Origin of the sequence: Acinetobacter sp. SM1B, assembly GCF_003289665.1 — a bacterium.
Taxonomy (GTDB): Bacteria; Pseudomonadota; Gammaproteobacteria; order Pseudomonadales; family Moraxellaceae; genus Acinetobacter; species Acinetobacter schindleri.
The window spans coordinates 537131-557882 of sequence record NZ_QMBM01000001.1 but is presented as its reverse complement, the minus strand read 5'-3'; the positions used below and the strand labels follow the sequence as shown (position 1 = coordinate 557882).

Sequence of the window (20752 nt, the reverse complement as noted above, 5' to 3'; positions counted from 1 at the left end):
GCTAAAAACACTATTTTTAATTATAAAAAAACTGGTTCATATTAGTTTTATCCAAACCAATAACAGAATTTTGAGGCACATATCATGACTTTACGTTTAGGCGATACCGCACCGAACTTTGAACAACAATCAAGCGAAGGTCTAATTAATTTCTATGACTTTTTAGGTAATAGCTGGGGCATTCTGTTCTCGCATCCAGCGGATTATACGCCAGTATGTACCACTGAACTTGGCTTTACCGCAAAGCTTAAAGATGAATTTGAAAAGCGTGGTGTAAAAGCTATCGCCTTATCCGTAGATGATGTGGATTCACATCATGGCTGGATCAAAGACATTAATGAAACTCAAAATACCAGCGTGAATTTTCCGATCATTGCAGATCAGGACCGTAAGGTATCTACTCTATATGATTTCATTCATCCGAATGCCAGTGAAACACTGACCGTACGTTCTCTGGTGATCATTGATCCGAACAAGAAAGTGCGTCTAATCATCACTTACCCCGCATCGACTGGTCGTAATTTCCACGAAATTCTACGTGTGGTTGATTCACTTCAGTTGACTGATAACCATAAAGTGGCAACACCTGCAAACTGGCAACAGGGCGATGATGTAGTGATTGTTCCTTCATTGAAAGACGAGGAAGAAATCAAACAGCGCTTCCCTAAAGGTTATAAGGCAGTAACTCCTTACCTGCGTTTAACGCCCCAGCCTGAGTGAGGATCAGCAAGGCACTGCTTTGCCTGAACACAAGACGAGAAGCTATGCTTCGAGTTAAAACTAAAGCGTCGCTTTAGTTTTTCGCAAGACAAGCGAAGCGCGTAGTTTCCAAATAGAAACCATGCTCCGTCCTGAGGAATATATTCCGCATGCAGACGAGAAGCCATGCTTCAAGCGGTAAACTAAAGCCGAGTTGCTCATTAAACTAAAATTAAGCTGTAATCAACTCTCCACCATGGAAATGAAGATAGTCAAAATCATAAATATTCATTTCCATGTTTTGATTAAGACCCATTGACGAGCCGGGTTATCGAGCTTTCTATTAAGCCTGTCTTCAGACAGGCTTTTTCTTTGTGAAAAGTTTTATTCTGTTTAAAATAGTGATTAAAACTACAATTCAGAGCACCATGAAAAATTATTATTCATTTTTTATCGTTTCTATCTTTGCCTTAGCTGGTTGTATGACTACACCTGCCTTACCAGAATATCAGCGTCCTGCGCATTGGGGACAGGAAATTCATCAACAATATAATTTCTATCAGATTAGTAATGAACTCTATCGCAGTGAACAGCCCAGCCATGAACTGAAGCCTTTGTTGAAACAGTATGACATTGATGTGGTCATTAACCTGCGTTCACGTGATAAAGATTCGGAAATACTCGACAATGAAAATCTCAAGCTGAGACATATACCCATTCATACCTGGGCTATGCAACGTGGAGATTTACTCAAGGTGATGCAGCTGATTCAGCAGGCACGGCAAAATAATGAAAAGGTATTATTACACTGCTATCACGGTTCTGATCGTACCGGTGCCAGTGTAGCCATGTACCGGATTATTTTTCAGAACTGGAGTATTGATAATGCGGTAAAAGAAATGAAACATGGCGGTTATGGTTTTCACAGTATCTGGCGCAATATTGAAAAATTATTTACCCCTGAAAATGTAAAATGGATCCGAGAGCAACTCACGGATCCATCTGTTTAAAGCAGACTTAAATTAACGTTTATCTAAAGGTACCCAATCGTTAACCCAGGCTGATTTCATGTTCAGACTGGCATCAGAGGCGATTTTCTTACGGATCGCATCAGCTGCTTCACGGTCTTTCGATGGACCCACCATAATCCGTATTCCTTTTGAGGTTGGACTCTTGGTCACCTTATAGCCTTTGGCACGCAGTTTTGCTGCAATCGCATCAGCATTGGCTTCATTGGCAGCCAGTGCCACCTGAACCATCCACTGCTTGTCATCTTCGCCTTCCAGCAACTTACGTGCTTTTTCAGCTTCAGCCTTTTTCGTGGCTTCTTCAGCTTTACGTTTTTCCTCAGCCTTACGTTTCTCTTCGGCAGTTTTTTGTTCAGCCTCTTTCTTCTCAGCCGCTTTACGCTGTTCTTCTGCTTTCTGCTGTTCGGCTTTACGCTTTTCTTCCGCCTTACGTTTTTCTTCAGCAGCCTTGCGCTCAGCCTCTTTCTTCTCAGCCGCTTTACGCTCTTCTGCCTTGCGCTTTTCCTCTGCAGCTTTACGCTCAGCTTCTTTCTTCACAGCATCAGAAGAATGTTGCTGCTGGGTTAAATTCTGCTGCTCAAGCCTTTTTTGCGCAGCCGCTTTGTCTTCGGCTAAACGTTTCTGTTTGGCCTGTTCATCTTCTACCAGTTCTGGCGGAATATTGTCTGAGCTTTGCTGGCCCATACGGTGTGCATTTAGGGCAGCATATTCTTCAGCCGCCTTACGTGCTGCATCCGCTTCAGCCTGCTGTTGCATCGCCAGGAATTCTGCTGCACGTGCTTCCTGCTCAGCCACGGCCTTTTCACGGTCACGGCGCTGCTGCTCCAGAAGACGTTTTTCAGTTTCCACATCTACCGTCAATGAACTCGGACCACCTACATCCCGACTTTCCACCTGAGCCGGCTGTTCCGGCACATTCACACTATGATGATCAATTTCTGCTTTGCCTTTCAGGAGTAATGCTGCCAATAAAACACCACCACCTAATAAAACAACGCCTCCCATCCAGCGTTGTTTGTTATTCATTGACATTCTTCCAAATACTCCCATACCGCTTCTAACGTATGAAATGAACCACACACTAAGATCAGCTGATTATTATTCGTTTCATCCAGCGCTGATTGAAAAGCTAATTTAACATTGTTATAGGTTTCCACCGCTTGCCCGGCTAAAGCATCAGTCAATACCGACAGCTCTGCTGCACGTGGAACATTTAACGGTGCAATTTTCCATAATCGGATACTGTCTTTCAATAACCCGACTACAGAATTTATATCTTTATCACCTAACATCGAAAAGACACAGACTACTTCCGAAATCTGCGCATGATGATTTAAATAGTGACTTAACTGTTTTAACAGGAATTCGACTCCATGCGGATTATGCCCGGCATCAAATATCACAGTTTTATTTGTAATTTCACGAATCTCAAAACGACCTGGCAATTTTGCCGTCTGAATTCCTTGTGCAATGGCTTCCTGACTGACTTCCAGACCACTCACCAGAATTGCTGCAACAGCTGTCGAGATATTATCCAGTGCCAATGAACCTGTCGGAAGTTTCAGTGTTGTCCCAGAAGATGCAAAGCCCCAGGATGCACCATCTTCAAAGGCTTCATAAAAATAATCACGATTGATGGCATATAACGGCGCTGTACATTCGGCTGCCTTATCTAAAATCGCTTGAGGAATGTCCTGCTGTCCGCCAAAAACCACCGGAATATTTGGGCGGATAATACCGGCTTTTTCAAAGGCAATTTTTTCAATGGTATCACCGAGCCAGTCGGTATGGTCCAGACCAATATTGGTAATCACTGCAACGTCTGGATTGACGACATTGACCACGTCCAGACGCCCGCCCAACCCTACTTCCAGCACCCATACATCACACGCTTCATTTTTAAAAATAACAAAGGCCGCCAGTGTAGTCGCTTCGAAGAAAGACAAGCTCAAACCACATTCGCGGCGAGCCTGATCAACTTCAACAAAAGCATCTATCAGCAACTGATCTTCAACTTCAATACCGCGTAGTTTGACGCGCTCATTAAAGCGATACACATGCGGGGATTGATACAGGCCCACCTTCAAACCTTGCGCATTTAGAATGGCAGCCAATGTGGTCGTGGTCGAACCTTTACCATTGGTTCCAGCAACGGTCAGCACTTTGGCTTCAGGCTGTGTAACGCCCAGCTTTTCAGCGACTGGAATGACCCGCTCCAGACCTAAATCAATACCCGTAACGTGAACATGGCTCCAATAATCGAGCCATGTATCTAAAGAATCTGTTGCTAAAGGTGCTGCTGTGTTCAAGGCAAATTCATCAATTTCGTGACAATACGATAGACTGTATCACGTAATGCATGACGGTGAACAATTTGGTCGATCACACCATGATCAAGCAAATATTCTGCACGTTGGAAAGGTTCTTCCAGCTTTTCACGTACTGTTTGTTCGATGACACGTTTACCCGCAAAACCGATCATTGCTTTCGGTTCAGCAATATGCACATCACCTAACATAGCCAGAGATGCGGTTACACCACCATAAACCGGATGGGTAAGCACGACTACGTATGGCAGACCTGCTTCTTTCAGACGCTGGATTGCAGCTGATGTACGAGCCATCTGCATCAAAGACAACATGCCTTCCTGCATACGTGCTCCACCTGAAGCGGCAAAACAGATCAATGGTTGTTGCAGTTCAATCGCACGTTCAGCAGCTTGCACAAAACGGTCACCCACCACAGTACCCATTGAACCACCCATGAAATCAAATTCAAAAGCAGTTGCAATCATTGCTACGCCTTTCAGCTGGCCTTGCATCACAACTAAGGCTTCAGTTTCGCCAGTTTTTTTCTGCGCTTCCGACATGCGGTCTGGATAGGCTTTGCTGTCGACAAATTTTAATGGATCTTTTGCCTTAAATTCCTGACCCATTTCTGTCTGTACCTGGTCAAAGAACCAGTTCAGACGGTCACGTGCCTTCATTCTCAGATGTTCATCACATTGTGGACAAACATAGGCATTAAATGACATCGCGGTACGTGTCACCAAAGCATGACATTCTGGACACTCAATCGTTGGCTCAGTAAACGTCGCCTTAAGCGCGGTTTGCTCATCAGGAACATCAATACCTGGAACTGTACGTTCCGTCCATGGGGTCGATGGGCTCAGAATTTTGCCTGATTTGACTGGTTGACTCATACTAACTCATCGAGCGCTGCTCGAAGCTCCTTGACTTTATTCACCGTTTCGACAACGGCTTGTTCTGGCGCGAGCGTTGCAAACTGCTTCACGAACGCACTTCCTACAATCACTGCATCGGCAGCAACACCCATCGCTTTCGCAGATGCAGCATCACTGATACCAAAACCAACGCCAACAGGAACATCTGTCTCGGTCTTAATTTTCTGAATGCGAGCGGCAGCTTCAGATACATCTAAAGTTGCTGCACCGGTCACCCCTTTTAGTGACACATAGTAAATAAAGCCGCTGGCCTGTTTTACCACGTGCTGAATACGGGTATCGGTTGAAGTTGGCGCCAGCAGGAAGATTTGATCCATCTCGTATTTTTGCAATACGATTTTCAAATCATCTGCTTCTTCAGGTGGCAAATCCACTAAAAGTACACCATCGACTCCACATTCATGAGCATAAGCCACGAACTTTTCATAGCCAATCACTTCAACAGGGTTTAAATAACCCATCAGAACCACTGGAGTTTCGTTATCTTTCTGACGAAACTCTTTCACCATTTCCAGAGCATTCAGGGTATTGGTTCCGCCTGCAAGTGCGCGTTCAGCAGCAAGTGCAATAACGGGACCATCAGCCATCGGATCTGAAAATGGAAGACCCAGTTCAATCACATCGACACCGGCATCTACCATTTGATGGAGCAGAGGTACAGTCACCTCAGGATGCGGGTCACCAGCCATAACATAAGAAACTAAAGCTTTACGCTGTTGAGATTTAAGTTGTCCAAATCGTGTGGCTAAACGTGACATAGGGTTGTGCGTTCCTTAACGTGTTTTCAAACTTGAAGCGTTGACTATTGTAGAAATACAAGACACCGCATTGTAACGCTATTTTTTGTTCATTGAACAGTACACAGCGAAGCGGTATTGTATTTCATTTCCTGCGCGAAGATTTCAGAACAACCCGAAAGACAGTATTTACGAATATTTTGATTTTTTTCTCAATGATCAAAGATGACTAATTTCGCTATTCTGTAAAATATTGAATGTTTAGATAAACTTATTTTTATCACTAAAAATTGAATAAAAACACAGGTGTTAGCGCATATATTTAAAGTTTTCTGAAATTGCAAAACCTGCTTTATACTACGCGCACTTTTTTACTTTTCTATCTCCTATGCAGACTGATTCAGAAGCTACAGTGCAGGCACGGGCCATTGCACTGTTGCCGCTTATTGTATTTTTAACAATCTTTTTAGGCAGCGGGATTTATCACACCATGATTGGAACCGAGTTCGCGTTCTATCAGGTGAAAGCGCCTGTTGCTGCCCTGCCTGCGATTATCTTGGCTGCATTAGTGTATCGCGGCAAACTCAACCAGGGCATTGAAGAATTTCTTAAGGGTGCCAGCCATCCTAACCTGATTCTGATGTTCATGGTGTTTATGCTGGCGGGGGCATTTGCCAGTGTCAGCAGTGCTATTGGCAGTGTTGATGCCACCGTGCAAATGGGCCTGTCGGTGATTCCACCAGAATTTGTCTTGCCGATGCTATTTATTATTTCGGCATTCATTGCCACCGCAATGGGCACTTCAATGGGAACGATTGCTGCCTGTGCACCGATTGCTTTCGGCTTTACTCAGGTTACTGATATTACCGTGATTCATGCCATTGGTGCGGTCGTCGGTGGTGCCATGTTTGGTGATAACCTGTCGATGATCTCGGATACTACGATTGCAGCAACCAGCAGCCAGAAAGTCCAGCTACGGGACAAGTTCCGGGTCAATGTCTGGATTGCGGTGCCGGCATCAATTGTCACTATTGCGATTTATTTCTTTCACACCAGCACAACAAGCGGCGTGGAATATAAGGAGTTTAACTGGCTATTAGTCCTGCCTTATATTGCGGTTTTTGTTTTAGCTTTTAGCCGTTTACACGTTCTGGCTGTACTGACCATTGGGGTGCTACTTTCCGGCTTGTTTGGCCTGTTTGCCACCGCCGAATTTGATCTGCTCAAATTAAATACTTCAATCTATGATGGTTTTGTGGGAATGTTCGAAGTCGCTTTGCTATCGATGTTCCTCGGTGGCTTGTCCGCTATTATGCAACGTGAAGGTGGCCTGCGCTGGCTGATTGAACGGATCTATGCGCTAACCCGTTTATTTAAAGTTGGCCGTCAACGTGCCGGTGAAATTGGTATCAGTTTTCTGGTAATTTTCTCGAACCTGTTTGTGGCCAATAATACCGTGGCGATCATCTTGTCTGGTGATATGGCACGTGAAGTGGCAAAAGAATATGGCGTTGATCCAAAACGGTCTGCTGCCTTGATGGATATTTTCTCTTGTGTAGTTCAAGGCCTGATTCCTTATGGCGCACAGCTATTGCTGGCCTGTTCGATTGCCAAGCTGTCTCCGGTAGAATTGATTGGTGGCGTTTATTATTGCTGGATTCTAGCGATCTTTGCAGTACTGGCAATTGCGTTTAGGTTTCCTCGACTCAAAGCAAATGCTTAAGCAGTAAAAGTAAAAATCAGCGATCCTTATGGGTCGCTTTTTTATTTCTATTTTTCTTCCTTTGTTTTGAAGAGTTTTCGTGCCTGTAAAAGTGTTTGCCCAGTTGCAGCTTTATAGGCACGCGCCAATGCAGATTGATCAGAATAATCCAGCTGCTGAGCAATTTCAGTCAGGCTAAGTCCCTGCTGTAATAGCGTCTCACAGCGTTTCATTCGCTCCTGTTCCAGCAACTTTTTAAAGGAACTGCCCTGCTTGCTTAAATAACGCTGCAAGCTGCGTGATGACATCCATAGCTGCTGTGCCAGTTGCTCAATTTTAATTGCTTGATATTCAGTACGTAGCTGATCAGCAATAATTTTTCGTGCCTGCTGTAATATTGATTCATTTGAAGACTTGGTAGCAATGGCTTCTTCAGCCTGGCGGACGAGCAGCTGTAACAGCATCGGATCAGCCTGTTCTGACTTGATTTTTAAATCTTGTAAGTCCAGCTCAAAACTATAATAGGCCTGAGAAAAACGCACGTCCACGCCAAAGAATTTCTGATAATGCCGTTGCGCCATCAACGGTACATGAGCTAACCGAACACAACGTAGTACCAGCGGATGATCCTGTAAAATATAACGACCCAGTTGCACCATCGCTGCAATCGTTAATTCATTCAGCAACTGATATTTCTCATGCAGAAAATCCCAGTAAAGTTCAATACTTTGTTCATGCTGTTTTATCTGCAGAGGGACAAACTCACTACCATCCACTACTAGCCGTTGAAAACGCATGATATAACCGATCATCTCGGAGATACTGCTACTTTTTGAGGCCATATAACCTAATACCCCAAAATGCTCCGGACGAATAGACTGGACAATTTCAAAAATTAATTGCGGGCAATGTAGATACGTTTGAGTTCTTTCGATAACTGTGTTTAATAACTCAAGAGGAACTTCAGTATCAAAAGGCTGGTCAATTAAATGGCGCAATGGGGTATTTAGATCTTTAAGAAAATCAGCCTGCAGGGGTTCTATATTCAGGCTGCGCAGATGCGTAGCCCACAGTTGAATATAACCATTTGATATTCGTATGTCCTGCATGTGTAATTCTCTATGAGTGCAGCAATTTGACAAGCTTTATTTTCATTTGGCGTAAAATGTATAAAAATTGGCAATAACTGTCAAAACAATTTGTGTAATAGTCGACATACTGTCAGCATCGACATCAACAAGAATGACAAAAGATGAATGCACCATTAAAAACAACTGTACAGCCGGTGGTTCGCACCAATCTTGACTTTAAACTTGATGAAATTCCTCGCTTCTGGTTTGGCGGTGATCCTTTCCTAACCCGTATGTTTGACGCCTTGAGCCTGACTTTCCCGGATGGTGAACGCTACTTCATTCAAAGCGTACGCCTATTTCGCGATAAAATTACCGATCCTGACCTGCAAAAACGGGTAGCAGACTTTATCCGTCAGGAAGCACAACACGGTATTGCCCATGAAAAGATGAACCAGATCATGAAACAGCAAGGTATGCCAGTAGATCAATTCATTCAGCGTTTAAACAGAATTTTCAAATTCGAACTGGAAAAACGCTCACCTCAATACAACATTGCCATGACCGCTGCGGCTGAGCATATGACTGCGCTGATGGCAGAAACCTTCTATGCTTATAAAGACACCTTGAAAGAAGCGCATCCTTATGTGCGAGCTCTATTTGCCTGGCATGCAATCGAGGAAATGGAACATCGTGATGTTGCGTTTGATGTAATGAAACAAGTAGGTGATGTACCAGAAAATCTACGAAAGTTCACCTTAGCATGGACCAGTGTATTGATGATCGGCTTTACCATTTATCGGGCCAATGTGATGTTAAAGCATGACGGGTTTACGCCACGCCAACGTCTGCAGATGAATATTCGCGGCCTGCCATGGTTCTTTGGTAAAAAAGGCAAGCTGACCCGTATGGGCAAACAGTATCGTGACTGGTTTAAAAAGGATTTCCATCCTAGCCAGCATCCTGTGATTGCTCAATACGACGTCTGGGTAAAAACACTGAGTGAAACCGATGATCCAATTCAGGCTGGTGAAGCATTCTGGCGAGCAGCTAAAGACTAAAAAAATAAAAGTAAGAAAATAAAAAAGCCTTTAACTAAAGGCTTTTTTCTTGCTGATGATTACCATTTGGCATAATGCTGTTCAAGCAAAGCATATTCATCTAGCAATACATATTCCTGATCATCCTGCTGAATGGTCCCGGATACTCGTGCCTGCCATTGGCTAAACTGGCTACCGACCAGACGCAGATTCAGATTTTCATAACGGCGCCAGCCCGTCGTCACACGCAAATTTAGCTTCTCATCCAGTGAGTGTATACTCCACTGATTTTCTGATTCCTGCTGAAACAGCACGTCGGTCAAGGCATAAATCTTGCCGTTAACCCATAGACAGTTTTCATTGCCAAAGCTTTCATTTACGCCTGATGCAAGATTAATTCCAATCCGGTTCTGCTTGGTATCCCAAAAATTACAGGATAACCAGAACCATGCTGTTTCGGGACGCAAAAAACCACAGGTATCATCCAGTGAAGCAAAGGTACGTTCATTAAACTGGATGGTCTGCCCTTGTTTGTTAACAAAATGTCCTTCACAGCCCAAAGTCGTTAATTTCTGGGTATAAGTCCAGCCATTAATACCTGTTGGACTACACATACTGAGTGGATCTGTTCCGGCACAGAAAATCCGGGCACTCAGCTTTATATCTCCATATTTGGTCACAGTGATATAACGCACACCATTGGCATGCTGAATTTCAATCTGGTATGGAGATTTATGAAAATAACTATGATTAAACAGCGGCTGTTCATCTAAAACAGTGTGACGTGACAGAAAATTGATCGCATTCCATTCCCGCACTTCATTGGTCTGATGATCATAGATATAGAAGAAACCATGCCCTGCCCAGGCAATATCAGCGATCGCTACGCCAATACTGTAGTGTTCATGCTGAATGCTACAGAATTTGAATTTTTTGTATTTAAGATGCTTACGCCAGCCGGCAACAATCTGGCCATAAGGAGTTTTGTACTGGTAAGCATTGTAATCGATACTTTTGGGAATCTCTTTGAAACGTCCGTAACGGGGTTGTCCATTTGCCTGAATTAAATCCATATAAGGCATTCCATCTAAGTCGGAGAGTTTATACAGCCGTGTTCAATATTATGCTAATTCCTTAGTCTTGATAAGGAAATTTTTCTACCGTTTATCGCCAAATTGTGAGCAAGAATTTGATTTCATTTGAATCTTATTCTTTTTCTGAGGATCCAAAATTTTAATTATCTGTATAGGAGACTTTTTTTGCGACATGGATGTCGCCCATTGAGCAGCATTATCAGGATGTAATGTCTGCTGATTAAAAAGCCTTTGGTTACTTTGGGCTTTTCCAAAGTAATATCTACCTGCAGAAAAGTTTTTGAAGCATTTTTCTCGCACACCCATTTTCATTATAAGTCGGCATATTGATTCTTTAGTAAATCATTACTTTTGTTTCGGCAAAAGTAACAAAACTATTTTGTAATGGCTGCAAATATATCCCTATACCTCAGCCTTACGGCAACATCTATATTGTCTAACCGATCTGCTCATACGTAAGCATTAAAAAAGAAGGCTGTAACTCTCAATCCTTGCCTCCCCCTCCTTTTACAAAGAAGGAGGATTTTTATTGCATAAAAAAATCGCACTCAATTGCTTGAATACGATTTTTAAATCGTCCCAACCCTCCTTTTTTAAAGGAGGGCTATTCCCTCTTTCGTAAAGAGGGTTAGGGAGATTATTTACATCTCAACCATTTCCACGCCATCAATGCCTGCAACAGTCATCAAGTCTTTGTCACCACGACCTGAAACAGTGGCAATGATGATCTGGTCTTTAGACATCGTTGGAGCAAGTTTAGTCACATATGCCATCGCATGTGAGCTTTCTAGCGCAGGAATAATACCTTCGATCTTGGTGAGGTCACGGAAACCTTGTAATGCTTCTTCATCATTGATCGGTACGTATTTCACGCGATCCATATCTTTCAGGAAGCTGTGTTCCGGTCCAACACCCGGATAATCCAGACCCGCAGAAATCGAATGCGTTTCGATAATCTGACCTTGTTCGTCAGACATCAGATAAGTACGGTTACCGTGTAGCACACCGACATGACCAGCATTCAATGGCGCAGAATGCTTACCACTTTCGATACCATGACCTGCTGCTTCAACGCCATACATTTTCACATCTTGATCATTCAGGAATGGATAGAATAAGCCCATCGCATTTGAACCGCCACCGACACAAGCAACCAGAGCATCTGGAAGACGACCCGCCTGTTCCAGAATCTGACGGCGTGCTTCACGACCAATAATCGACTGGAAATCACGAACCAGTTGCGGATACGGGTGTGGGCCTGCTACCGTCCCGATTGCATAATATGTGGTATCAACATTTGTCACCCAATCGCGCATTGCTTCATTCATGGCATCTTTCAAAGTCTTAGAGCCACTTTCTACTGCAACAACTTTTGCACCCAACAAACGCATACGATACACGTTCATGGCCTGACGTTTTACATCATCTGCGCCCATATATACAACACATTCAAGACCCAAACGCGCTGCGATGGTTGCTGTTGCAACGCCATGCTGACCTGCACCAGTTTCCGCAATAATACGTTTTTTACCAGATAGTTTTGCCAGCAGCGCCTGACCAATCGTGTTATTTACTTTATGCGAACCTGTATGGTTCAAGTCTTCACGTTTCAAGTAAATTTGCGCACCACCCAACTCTTTCGACCATCGTTCAGCATGATAAAGCGGACTTGGACGACCTACGTAGTAAGCGAGGTCACGGTCGAATTCTGCCAAAAACTGTTCGTCATTTTTCATACGGAAATACAGCTTCTCCAGGTCTTCCAGAGCTGCCATAAGAGTTTCTGACACAAAACGCCCGCCATGAATACCGAAATGCCCTTTTGCATCAGGGAATTGGGTATAGTCAATCACATTATTTTGCTGATCCACGTAGGACTCCTTGCATAAAGCGTTCGATGAGTTGTTGGTCTTTAATACCTTTTGCGGACTCGACACCGCCGCTCACATCCACCGCATACGCATGTGTGGTGAGAATTGCCTGTTCGATATTGTCAGGATTTAATCCCCCTGCCAAGATCAAAGGAATATTAAGTTTAGGGAAAGTGGTCCAGTCAAAACTATGCCCTGTTCCACCTTTTAAGTCTGGATGCCATGCGTCTAACAGCACTGCACTTGCGCCTGCATCCTGATATTTTTGAATTTCAGCTACTACATCCAGACCGGGTTTGACCTGAATGGCTTTGTACCAACGGCGTCCAACCTGTCTGGCTATCGACCAACACTGCTCTGGAGTTTCATCACCATGAAATTGCAGGATATCCAGCGGCACGGTTTTTAAAATAGTCTGAATTTCATCGGCACTGCTATTTACGAATAATCCCACTGCCTGTACATAGGCAGGAACTGTCTGAATCAGTATTTCAGCGTGCGCTAAAGTCACACTACGCGGACTCGGCGGATAAAATACAAATCCAATCGCATCACAGCCTGCATTGACTACAGCATGTACATCTTCAACTCGGGTAATTCCACAAATTTTGGCACGGGTTCGCATATTGATTTGGCTCGAAAATTTCCTCAATGTCATAGCCGATCTATAAAATTGAGCAAATCATTGTAAAGCAATTTTTATAGCTTGCGTAAAGTTCGATCTGATATTTATTTATTCAGATTGTTTAAATAACATGCTCGACTTATACTGCGCTCAACTTGCAACAAGTCAAAGCTTTCTGCTTTAGGGAAGCTGGTGTAAATCCAGCACTGCCCCCGCAACGGTAAAAAATGAAACGTCTATCAATTTAAACTCTTTGGTTTACACCACTGCATCTTGATGTGGGAAGGTGGATATACAGCAAAGTCGCTGCTTTGCACATTTAAGTCCGGAAACCTGCTTGTTGTGTTCTATAACTCAATCATTCACGGGGAAGTGAATGTAGGGAGCTTTAACATGTCACTTCATTGTCAACCTACTGCCTTGGTAGGTGCGATCGCACTTGCGTTGGGTACCACTTCATCTGTTTTTGCTAACGAGCAAAAAGTTGCGAAAGCATCTTTAGATACCATTGTGGTTACAGCAACTCGTTCTGCAGAAAACATTGAAAATGTCCCTGCACGCATCTCGATTATTGAGCCTGCAATTCTTGAGCAATCATCGATTACATCACTTCCAGAACTATTAAAGAATGATGCATCTATCAACATGGTTCAAGCAGGAGGTATTGGTCAACAATCATCGATCTTCTTACGTGGTACTGAATCAGATCATACCCTCGTATTACGTGATGGTGTTCGACTTAACACAGCAACATCTAACGCAGCATCTTTGGCTTTTATTGATACCACTGATATCAAACAAGTTGAAGTATTAAAAGGTCCTGCCTCTGTACTTTATGGCTCAGATGCGATTGGCGGTGTTGTTCAAATCATTACCCAAGCCCCTAAAAAGTCGGGTGGATTTGTTACAGGCGAAATCGGTGAAAATAAAACGTATAAATCTGTAGTTGGGGCTGATTTAGCAGAAAATGGGATCTATACTCAAATCCGCGGTCAACGCCTTGAAACTGATGGTACGATTGTCACAGATATTCCCAACACCCCCAAAGCAAGTTTTGATCAAAAAGGTTTTACCACCAAATTAGGCATTGATAAAGCCCAATACAACGCAAGTATCGAATACAGTGAAAATCAAGGCTCAAGCCAATACGATGATTATGGTGCACAACGCTCTCATAACTTTGAAAATAAATTATTCACTGCAAAGAGTGCACTCAAATTAAATGATCAGTGGGAGCTTAATGCGCGCTACTCTAAATTTGAAGACAACCTTGTCCAAAATGATTTAACTGATATATATAATTGGGTACAAGATGAAATTACAGGTGATTGGAATTCTACCTATGTTGGCTCAGAAATTGACTACACTTTAAATGAACGTCAAGAATATGACCTGAATGCTCGATGGAAGCTAACACCGCATCAAAATATATTAATTGGTGGAACGATTAACAAATCAGATGTTAATAGTCTAAGTTATGGAACTGAATATAATACGTCATTAGATTCAAATGGATATTATGTTCAACATCAATTTAATAATGATAAATTGAATACTCAATTGGGTATTCGCTTAGAAGATAATAAGCAGTTTGGCGAACATACTGTAGGTCAAGCTGCACTTCGTTATAAACTTACATCAGATACAAGTGTATATACCAATATCGGTACTGCTTTTAGAGCACCAAGTGCAAATGATTTATACAGCTCATCAGGTAATCCAAATTTAGAACCAGAGGAAAGCATTTCATATGAAATTGGTTTAAATCAAAATTATTCACATGGTTTTAGCTCTGAATTTAGCTTATATCGTAATGAAATTGAAAACTTGATCACCTATAAAGCAGGCGAAAATCAAAACATTAAAAAAGCGATTCTGACAGGATTTGAATCAGCATTGAAATGGCAAGCTGATCAATTCTATACACGTCTATCATATAGCTATGTTCAACCTAAAGATGACTCAGATAATCGTGATCTCGTTCGTCGCCCACGTCACAATGCTACTGCAACTGTAGGTATGACGAATGAAAACTATGGCTTGGGCTTGTCTTTAAATGCAAAATCTAGTTCCAAAGATTGGGACTACAAACATGATAATCCAGGTTATATGACAGCAGATTTCAATGCTCATTGGAATCTAAATCCATCTGTTAAGCTTTTCACAAATATTCAGAATATGGGCGACACTAAATTCAAAACTTCATATCAAGATTATGGAAACTACTACTTAAATGGTGGCCGACTCGCTTCTGCTGGTGTTACTTTCAAATATTAAGTTCACTACAGTTTAAATAAATACTTTTGAGAATCATGTCATGCCTATGGCATGATTCTTTTTATTTACAGCATTTAATTATTTAAGGATCTATTATGGGCCACCGTTTAAGCAAGATCTATACCCGTACCGGCGACTCAGGCACCACAGGTTTGGGTGATGGTTCACGCGTTGCCAAGGATGATTTACGTATCACCGCTTTGGGTGATGTCGATGAACTCAACGCAACCATTGGTGTATTACGCTCCCAGATCAGTATAAGTCCAATTGAAGATAAAGCGACTTGGGACAAATCACTTAGCCTGATCCAGCACTGGTTGTTTGATTTGGGTGGTGAGGTCTGTATTCCCGGTTTTAACTTGGTTCAACCGGTATCTATTGATTTTTTAGAAAATGATATTGACCGTATGAATGAAGCCTTACCAATGCTGAAAGACTTTATTTTGCCGGCTGGTTCATTGTCTTGTAGCTATGCCCATCAGGCGCGCGCTGTTTGCCGTAGAGCTGAGCGCAGTGTCATGTCTGTACACAGCCGTGACCAGAATATTCAGGCAACCTCAATTCAACTACTTAACCGCCTATCAGACTGGTTATTTGTAGCTTCACGTACTTTACAACGTGCTGAAGGCGGTTCTGAAGTACTATGGCAGAAAAATATCAATGAAACTATTGATTAATAAAACCGCTAAAACTTATTAAACTCCACAGAAAAATCTGCGTCGACGATCTTTGCAATAAAGTGCCAAAGGCGCAGAATATCGTCATTGTTCCGTCATAATTATTCGACATCATGTATTTATCTTTATTTTTTCAGGTTATCGCAACATGCGTATAATCGGCCATCGTGGTGCGCGTGGGGAAGCACCAGAAAACACCCTTGGTGGATTTCAATATATTCAGGAAATCGGGATTCGCGCGGTTGAGTTTGACGTACGTCAACTTAAAGACAATGCCTTGATTATTATGCATGATGATGATTTTGTACGTACCACAGGCCAGCAAAAGCATCTTTATGAATGCAGCCGTGAAGAACTGTCCCCATATAATCATGCCGTACAATGGTCTGAATGGAATCAGGTTGAACCAACTCCCCTTTTAAACCAGACTTTAAATGTCATTCAGAACTTTGATCATATCGAAGTCGAAATCAAAGAAGTGGCTTCCGAAGCTGCCGCGGAACAAATCACCCTGGAATTACAGCAACAACTCCAGGGCTTTGAACATTCAGCTATTATTACCAGTTTTGATGCCAAAATTCATGCTGCACTGCAACAACAAAAATCACAGTTTAAGCGTGGTTTATTGATTGAAACTGATGTAAAACATAAAGCCATTGATCAGGCACTTAAACTGGGTTGTTGTCAGATTGGTTGGATGAATGAATTGGCCAACAAAGAAATGATTAAGGCAACTCAAACTGCCCAACTGAATATCAGTGTATGGACAGTCAACGATATTGAGCGTGCCAAAGAATTACGTGATTTAGGTGTACAAGGTTTAATTACTGATTATCCTAAACTTATGCTGCAACAACTCTAAAGATAATAAATTTTTTGTTTTCTCCACCTCTTAGATTTAAGAGGTTTTCTTTTAGTTATCAGATAGTGAAAAGCTGAGTAAACGTATTGCTATACATCTGTATCTAATCTTATTAACAGTGTACTCATTATGGAGAGCTTCCATGAAAGTACTGACCTGATGGTCATGACTGATAATACATTTTTAGAACTATTTGTTTTGAACTTATTTTTATATGACTAATACTGATACACGCATGAACTAAATAGAAATTTTCTGCTTCGTAACAGGTCAAATTCTTAATTTTGATGGTTAAAAACTGCACCTTATCACAGCTTAAAAATGTCACATTTCGTTTTAATTATTCTGTTACTCATAAGTACAATACACCTGTGCAATAAAGCTAGTGCCACCCTGTTGCCCATGTTAATATGCATAAGTTCAATCCCCTATAAAGCTTAGAGGATTTGGCCTTTTAGATATACCTTCCTAGGTTCAGAAACATCTTCCTAGGTTCCAGGAGTGCTGTTGGAGATGAATGCTCCCCTACCTCAAGCCCCAATTAACTGGGTCGCTGTATTTGCTTTGGTTGCATTGCCAATCGTAGCTGTCATTGCGATCCCGTTGTATGCGTATCACCATGATTTCAGTCTTGCTGCCTGGATCAGTATGTTTGTTTTACTTGGCGTCAGTAGCCTTGGTATTACAGCGGGTTACCATCGTCTTTGGGCACATCGTGCTTATGAAGCGACTTTACCACTAAAAATCATTCTGATGATCATGGGTACATTTGCTGTACAAAATAGTATTTTATACTGGGGCTCAGGTCACCGTACCCATCACCGCCATGTCGATGATGTCGAAAAAGATCCATACTCGATCAACAATGGTTTCTGGTATGCGCACCTAGGCTGGATGCTTCGTGATTATCCGGCAGCAGAACCGAACTACAAAAATGCACCTGACCTGCAGAATGACAAAGTCGTAATGTTCCAGCACAAGTACTATGTACCGCTGGTGATTGCTGTGCATGCTGCGATTCTGCTTCCTATTGGCTGGGCAGTAGGCGATGTCTGGGGTGTATTGTTACTCAGTGGTCTAGTTCGTCTGATCCTGAGCCATCACGTGACTTTCTTCATTAACTCATTGTGTCACATGTGGGGTTCACGTCCATATACCGATGAAAATACAGCACGTGATAACTTCTGGTTAGCAATTGCCACCTGGGGTGAGGGCTATCATAACTACCATCACATTTTCCAGTACGATTACCGTAATGGGGTGAAATGGTGGCAGTATGATCCAACAAAATGGTTAATCTGGACCTGCTCTAAACTGGGTCTGGCAAAGAACCTACGCCGTATTCCAAGCTTTAACATCAAGAAAGCTGAGCTGGCAATGAAGTTTAAATATGCCGAGCAAGATCTTGCCGTGTATGGTCATGATGTTAATGAAGACATTGCCAATGTCAAAAGCAAGATTGCCCTTGAATATGATGCTTTCACACAAACCCTGAATGACTGGGCCAAGCTGAAAGAAAAAGAAATTCAAGTGAAAAAGGCAGCAGTTGCTGAAAGAATCCATCAGATGGATGACAAGTTGAAGATGGAATTCCAGCTGGTGGAACAACGCCTGTCTCATCACCGTGAAACTTTGAATTTACTGGTTCGTAACCTGAAAAAAACGCCAGTATCTGAATAATTTAGATACTGTACAAATGCTCCGAATTCGGGGCATTTTCTATTTATAGCTGGTCAAAAATGATCAACAGTTTTCGTTATCATTCTTTGTTATAGTGAACTAAACATACGTTAAATCTGATTGCTATGCACTTTAATGCTCGTTATAACACGCTCCCTCCCCGCCTCTATCATCATCAACAACCGGTTCCATTAAAAGAACCTAAAGCAGGTCATTTCAATGAGGCTTTGGCTGATCAGCTGCAGTGGTCGGAACAGGACAAAGCTGAATGGATAGAAATTTGTAGTGGTCAGAAAACTTTCGCTGAATTTGAACCCCTCGCAATGGTATATGCCGGGCATCAGTTCGGCCAATGGGCGGGACAGCTCGGTGATGGACGCGGTCTGTTGATTGCGCAAATTCTGGATAAAAATAATCAGACTATTGATCTACATTTAAAAGGTGCCGGATCTACACCATATTCCCGCATGGGCGATGGTCGTGCTGTATTACGTTCAGTCATTCGTGAATATCTTGCAGGCCATGCCCTAAACTGTTTAGGTATTGCTTCCAGTAATGCTGTTGGTTTTACCTCCTCTGCTCAAGGGATTCAGCGTGAGAAACTTGAACCTGGCGCGATGATGTTACGGACCTCCGACTGTCATATTCGTTTTGGTCATTTTGAATGGATCAATCAGTATCAACCTGATCTTTTAAGTGAATTTGCCCAGAAATGTATGGAGTGGCATTATCCAGAATGTCTTGAAGCAGAGCAGCCGATTCTGGCGTTTGCAACAAAAGTTATTCAACGTACGGCTGTGATGATTGCGAAGTGGCAACTGGTCGGCTTTGCTCATGGCGTCATGAATACCGACAACCTGAATATCACTGGTTCTACACTGGACTTTGGTCCTTATGGATTTATGGAGCGTTTCCGCCCGAACTGGATCAATAACCATTCGGATTATCAAGGGCGTTATACCTATCAACAGCAACCAAGTATTGCTCACTGGAATTTATGGCAATGGCTGAATAATCTTGTACCACTCTGCCCTACTGACTATGACAGGGAACAATGGAAGCAGGATTTAGCAGCTTGTTTAGAGCATTACGAGCCGACTTTCCTTAAGCACTATAAACTCGGTCTAAATCAGAAAATGGGCTTGCCAGGTTTTCATAAAGACAGTTTTGATTGTGCCATGGCGTTCCTGCGTATCTTGCAATCTGAGCAATTGGACTACACGCAAAGCTTTATCCGTTTGCAGAATAAAGAGTATGACGTCATTAAGGATGATTGCTTAGACCGTCGTGCTTTTGAAAGTTTCTTGAGCCAGTATGAAACTATTCGCGAGTTTCAAGATACCACTGAGCTGGATACGCAAATGACTAAAGCTAATCCATATTATATTTTGCGTAATCATATGGCCCAGAAAGCTATCGAGCTTGCTGAAGCAGATGACTTCTCAGAAGTAGATCGCCTGTTCAAGTTACTTGGCCAGCCATTTACCAAGCAATCAGAACTCGAACAGCCTGAAGATTTAGGCCCTTTACCAAGTGATGTCCCAGAAGTCATGGTGAGTTGTTCATCTTAATTTATTCACAACTTTCCACTAAGCTGTGGATAATATTTAAATTATCCACAACTTTTCTTTAAATTATTCAAAGCTTATGACCTTGTACCCAATAGCATCTGAAAATCACACTCTCTCCATGAGGTCAGTTGTACCCAATCGTTCAGTGAGAGCAGTGATGTATACAGTTAAGCTGAAAATTGAATATGGAGAAATACTACGAGATATTTACCCTTATATCCGCACCGGTTAGCATATGAATAAAAAACATTAAATTATAGGATTGGAAGAGCCAAATCTCGATGCATCTCCAATCAAAGAGTTGATAAAAAACTCTTATCAACAGGTGGCTTTTAATTTATCTCGAATGAAGCAGAAAGATATTGAACTATTGAAGCAGATCAAATTATTTGCCTTCTAAAAAAATTATTTATTATCTCCTATATTATTGTTATTTTTTATTTTCTTAATTCTTTTTAAATTTATAAATGAGCTTATTCCTCAATTATTTTAATAAAATAGACCTCTTTCATAAATCATTTTTTACTCAGTTCCAAGTTGTAGATTCCAGCGATTAAATTGAATCTCAAACCAAG

17 protein-coding genes and 1 riboswitch are annotated in these 20752 nt (G+C 42.2%); of the genes, 9 read left to right on the top strand and 8 right to left on the bottom strand.

What is annotated here, in order from left to right; all coding sequences use genetic code 11:
- The first annotated feature begins 84 nt into the window (after positions 1–84).
- Together C8322_RS02700 and C8322_RS02695 are read left to right on the top strand one after the other, a co-directional pair.
- Positions 85–720 (top strand): peroxiredoxin, encoded by a 636-nt coding sequence (locus C8322_RS02700; RefSeq protein ID WP_111810354.1) that lies wholly within the window; start codon positions 85–87, stop codon positions 718–720.
- A 407-nt stretch (positions 721–1127) separates the two neighbouring features.
- A complete protein-coding gene (locus C8322_RS02695; protein ID WP_008304244.1) occupies positions 1128–1709 on the top strand; it encodes a dual specificity protein phosphatase family protein in 582 nt (193 codons plus the stop codon).
- Positions 1710–1721: 12 nt separating this feature from the next.
- Here C8322_RS02695 and C8322_RS02690 read toward each other — a convergent pair whose 3' ends face one another.
- From C8322_RS02690 to trpA, 4 genes are read right to left on the bottom strand one after another with little or no spacing between them, the layout of a single operon-like run.
- The gene (locus C8322_RS02690) at positions 1722–2753 is read right to left on the bottom strand and encodes an SPOR domain-containing protein (protein ID WP_008304243.1); all 1032 of its coding nucleotides are present in this window, start codon (positions 2751–2753) and stop codon (positions 1722–1724) included.
- Complete coding sequence (gene folC, locus C8322_RS02685; RefSeq protein WP_008304241.1) at positions 2750–4036, bottom strand: bifunctional tetrahydrofolate synthase/dihydrofolate synthase; 1287 nt, start codon at positions 4034–4036, stop codon at positions 2750–2752. Before folC ends, C8322_RS02690 begins: the two co-directional genes overlap by 4 nt.
- Complete coding sequence (accD, locus tag C8322_RS02680) at positions 4033–4929, bottom strand: acetyl-CoA carboxylase, carboxyltransferase subunit beta (protein WP_004816134.1); 897 nt, start codon at positions 4927–4929, stop codon at positions 4033–4035. Before accD ends, folC begins: the two co-directional genes overlap by 4 nt.
- The gene (trpA, locus tag C8322_RS02675; protein ID WP_008304238.1) at positions 4926–5729 is read right to left on the bottom strand and encodes a tryptophan synthase subunit alpha; all 804 of its coding nucleotides are present in this window, start codon (positions 5727–5729) and stop codon (positions 4926–4928) included. Before trpA ends, accD begins: the two co-directional genes overlap by 4 nt.
- A gap of 367 nt (positions 5730–6096) precedes the next feature.
- Between trpA and C8322_RS02670 the strand changes: the two genes are divergently transcribed.
- On the top strand, positions 6097–7431 hold the full coding sequence (locus C8322_RS02670) for a Na+/H+ antiporter NhaC family protein (RefSeq protein ID WP_008304236.1): 1335 nt from the start codon (positions 6097–6099) through the stop codon (positions 7429–7431).
- Between the two features lie 47 nt (positions 7432–7478).
- Here the strand turns inward: C8322_RS02670 and C8322_RS02665 are convergent, their stop codons facing one another.
- Positions 7479–8519: a helix-turn-helix domain-containing protein gene (locus C8322_RS02665; RefSeq protein WP_008304235.1), complete on the bottom strand. Its 1041-nt coding sequence runs from the start codon at positions 8517–8519 to the stop codon at positions 7479–7481.
- Between the two features lie 143 nt (positions 8520–8662).
- Here C8322_RS02665 and C8322_RS02660 point away from each other — a divergent pair, with 143 nt between their 5' ends.
- A complete protein-coding gene (locus tag C8322_RS02660; RefSeq protein WP_008304233.1) occupies positions 8663–9541 on the top strand; it encodes a metal-dependent hydrolase in 879 nt (292 codons plus the stop codon).
- A 59-nt stretch (positions 9542–9600) separates the two neighbouring features.
- Here C8322_RS02660 and C8322_RS02655 read toward each other — a convergent pair whose 3' ends face one another.
- The 3 genes from C8322_RS02655 to C8322_RS02640 form a co-directional block, all read right to left on the bottom strand.
- Entirely contained in the window at positions 9601–10593 is a 993-nt protein-coding gene (locus C8322_RS02655; RefSeq protein WP_008304231.1) for a DUF2804 domain-containing protein, read from the bottom strand.
- 662 nt (positions 10594–11255) lie between these two features.
- Positions 11256–12485 carry a tryptophan synthase subunit beta gene (gene trpB / locus C8322_RS02645; RefSeq protein ID WP_004816119.1) on the bottom strand — a complete coding sequence of 410 codons (1230 nt, stop codon included), beginning with the start codon at positions 12483–12485 and terminating at the stop codon, positions 11256–11258.
- Positions 12469–13110 carry a phosphoribosylanthranilate isomerase gene (locus tag C8322_RS02640; RefSeq protein WP_008304226.1) on the bottom strand — a complete coding sequence of 214 codons (642 nt, stop codon included), beginning with the start codon at positions 13108–13110 and terminating at the stop codon, positions 12469–12471. Before C8322_RS02640 ends, trpB begins: the two co-directional genes overlap by 17 nt.
- A gap of 145 nt (positions 13111–13255) precedes the next feature.
- Positions 13256–13466, top strand: a riboswitch (cobalamin riboswitch).
- A 37-nt stretch (positions 13467–13503) separates the two neighbouring features.
- On the opposite strand from C8322_RS02640, the gene C8322_RS02635 reads away from it, so the two are divergent.
- The 5 genes from C8322_RS02635 to C8322_RS02615 all read left to right on the top strand — a co-directional run bounded on the left by C8322_RS02635 (position 13504) and on the right by C8322_RS02615 (position 20177).
- Entirely contained in the window at positions 13504–15387 is a 1884-nt protein-coding gene (locus C8322_RS02635) for a TonB-dependent receptor plug domain-containing protein (protein WP_008304224.1), read from the top strand.
- A 95-nt stretch (positions 15388–15482) separates the two neighbouring features.
- Entirely contained in the window at positions 15483–16064 is a 582-nt protein-coding gene (locus tag C8322_RS02630; RefSeq protein ID WP_008304223.1) for a cob(I)yrinic acid a,c-diamide adenosyltransferase, read from the top strand.
- Between the two features lie 148 nt (positions 16065–16212).
- Positions 16213–16926 (top strand): glycerophosphodiester phosphodiesterase, encoded by a 714-nt coding sequence (locus C8322_RS02625; RefSeq protein ID WP_004891492.1) that lies wholly within the window; start codon positions 16213–16215, stop codon positions 16924–16926.
- Between the two features lie 513 nt (positions 16927–17439).
- A complete protein-coding gene (locus C8322_RS02620) occupies positions 17440–18606 on the top strand; it encodes an acyl-CoA desaturase (protein ID WP_008304219.1) in 1167 nt (388 codons plus the stop codon).
- Positions 18607–18731: 125 nt separating this feature from the next.
- Positions 18732–20177 carry a protein adenylyltransferase SelO gene (locus C8322_RS02615; RefSeq protein WP_008304217.1) on the top strand — a complete coding sequence of 482 codons (1446 nt, stop codon included), beginning with the start codon at positions 18732–18734 and terminating at the stop codon, positions 20175–20177.
- Positions 20178–20752: the final 575 nt, after the last annotated feature.